The 2,336-nt window shown below is 68.2% G+C and carries 2 protein-coding genes; both read left to right on the top strand.

The genetic code is table 11. The features are described 5' to 3' along the window. Positions 1 to 135 precede the first annotated feature (135 nt). Positions 136 to 1,464 carry an IS21 family transposase gene (gene istA, locus DSP71_RS02805; protein ID WP_113680318.1) on the top strand — a complete coding sequence of 443 codons (1,329 nt, stop codon included), beginning with the start codon at positions 136 to 138 and terminating at the stop codon, positions 1,462 to 1,464. After that, a complete protein-coding gene (istB, locus tag DSP71_RS02810) occupies positions 1,461 to 2,273 on the top strand; it encodes an IS21-like element helper ATPase IstB (RefSeq protein WP_068476904.1) in 813 nt (270 codons plus the stop codon). The genes istA and istB overlap by 4 nt, the downstream gene beginning before the upstream one ends. The last annotated feature ends 63 nt before the right edge of the window (positions 2,274 to 2,336 follow it).

Consider the following 2,336-nt stretch of genomic DNA (forward strand, 5'->3'; position numbering starts at 1 on the left):
TGACGGCGCTCACTGAAATTCCTCGGTTCTGCTCATCGAAATTCCCCACTCTGGGTCGCTCCGCCGCATGAGGCGGGCCTTCCTCGATGCTGGTGGTCTCTGACCACACACCAGCCCGAGGAAGGCCCTGTTCTCATGCTCTCAGAGAGGAGCAGCGTGGACATCCACGCTCTGAAACGGCAGGGGATGACGATCAGCGAGATCGCCCGCCGCACTCACCATGACCGCAAGACCATCCGCGCGTATCTGAACGGTGAACGCCAGCCCGGGATGCGTGAGCGCACCATCCCGGACTCGTTCGACGCGTTCGTCGACTACGCCACCGCGAGACTGACCGAGGACCCGCACCTGTGGGCGGTGACGCTGCTCGACGAGCTGCGACCGCTCGGTTACGAGGGGTCGTATCCGACGCTGACGCGGCAGATTCGTGCCCGCGGGCTGCGTCCGGCGTGCACCGCGTGCGCGCACGTCACCAAACGCGCAAACGCGGTCATCGAGCACCCGCCCGGGGAGGAGACCCAGTTCGATTGGGTCGAGATGCCCGAACCGCCCGCGCATTGGGGGTTCGGACGCAAGACCGCGTATGTCCTGGTCGGGTCGCTCGCGCACTCGGGTGTCTGGCGGGGCGTGATCTCCCCGTCGATGGACACCCCGCACCTGCTCGCCGCGATGACGACCCTGCTCGCCCTGCTGGGCGGGCTCACGAAGACCTGGCGGTTCGACCGGATGCGGACGGTCCTGGACCACCGCACCGGCGACCTGGTCCCGCAGTTCGCCGCGTTCGCGAAGCACCACGGCGTCACCGCGGTGGTCTGCCGGCCGAGGTCGGGGAACAGGAAGGGCGTGGTCGAGAAGAACAATCACACCGCCGCGCAACGCTGGTGGCGGACCTTGCCCGACGACCTCACCCTCGAGCAAGCGCAGGCCAGCCTGAACACGTTCGCCGCAGGGCAGGACGACCGGCGGCGTGAGGGCGAGCTCGGGACGACGACAGCGTCCGCCCTGTTCGTGAACGAGCGGCTCAGACCGCTACCTGCGGTTGTGTTCCCTGTGATCATCACAGAGGAGCGCACCGCGACCCGGCAAGCGCTGATCGACTGGCGCGGGAATCGCTACTCCGTCCCGCCCGAACTCGCCGCCGCGAAAGTCGAGGTCCGGCAGCGGCTCGGCGCGGACATCATCGACATCGCCACCGCATCGGGGACGGTCGTCGCCCGCCACCAGGTCGCCGAACCCGGCCTCGGCGTCACGATCCGCGACAGCGGCCATGTCACCGCACTGGAGGCCATCGCGATGGCGTCAGCGACACCAGGACGCCCGCACCGCCGCAAAGAACGCATCCCACCCGGCAGCGCCGCGCTGCGCGCTGCCGCAGCCCTCACCAGCGCTGCAGCGCAGCCTTCGACCGTGATCAGCCTGGCCGCTTACGAGCAGGCCGCGAAGAACAGGAACACCCTCCGATGACCACAACCACAGCCACCACGACGGCAGCGAGCGTCTATCAACAGCTGCGCGGCCACCTCACCGACCTGAAACTCGCCGACGCCGCGGACGCCCTCCCCGCCGTCCTCGACCAGGCGCAAGCCGAAGGATGGACCCTGACGCAGGCCCTCGAGCACCTACTGCGAGTCGAGGTCACCGCCACCGACGCCCGCCGCTTGGCTGGCCGGTTCCGTTTCGCGAACCTCCCCACCGGGCAGACCCTGGACGACTTCGATCACGACGCCGCATCCGGCATCGACCGGTCGCTGCTGGCCGAGCTCGGCACCTGCCGGTTCATCGACACCGCCACCAACGTGCTCCTGATCGGCCCGCCCGGCGTCGGGAAGACCCACATCGCCACCGGCCTCGGCCACGCCGCCGTCACCGCCGGCTACCGCGTCTACTTCACCTCCGCCGCCGACCTCGCCGCCCGCTGCCACCGCGCCGCGATCGAAGGCAAGTGGTCGACGATGATGCGTTTCTTCGCCGGTCCGACCCTGCTCATCATCGACGAGCTTGGCTACCTGCCACTACCCGGCGAGGCTGCCTCAGCCTTGTTCCAGGTCATCAACCAGCGCTACCTGAAGACCTCCATCGTGATCACCACGAACCGGCCGGTCGGAGCCTGGGGCGAGATCCTCGGCGACACCACCGTCGCCGCAGCCATGCTCGACCGACTCTTGCACCGATCCGTCGTGATCACCCTCGATGGAGCCTCTTACCGGCTCCGCCACCACGCCACCGCTGCAGACGAACTCCGCCGCGTCACGACCGGCACGAACCTGCGCTAACCTGACCACGCGACCTGAGGAATTCCGATGAGCAACTCTGGGGAATTTCGATGAGCGCCATCA

Origin of the sequence: Microbacterium sp. H6, assembly GCF_003314775.1 — a bacterium.
In the GTDB taxonomy this organism is placed as follows: domain Bacteria; phylum Actinomycetota; class Actinomycetes; order Actinomycetales; family Microbacteriaceae; genus Microbacterium; species Microbacterium oxydans.

Coding starts and splice junctions, on each gene's coding strand:
- istB (WP_068476904.1), top strand. CDS start 1,461: ATGACCACAACCACAGCCACCACGACGGCAGCGAGCGTCTATCAACAG.
- istA (WP_113680318.1), top strand. CDS start 136: ATGCTCTCAGAGAGGAGCAGCGTGGACATCCACGCTCTGAAACGGCAG.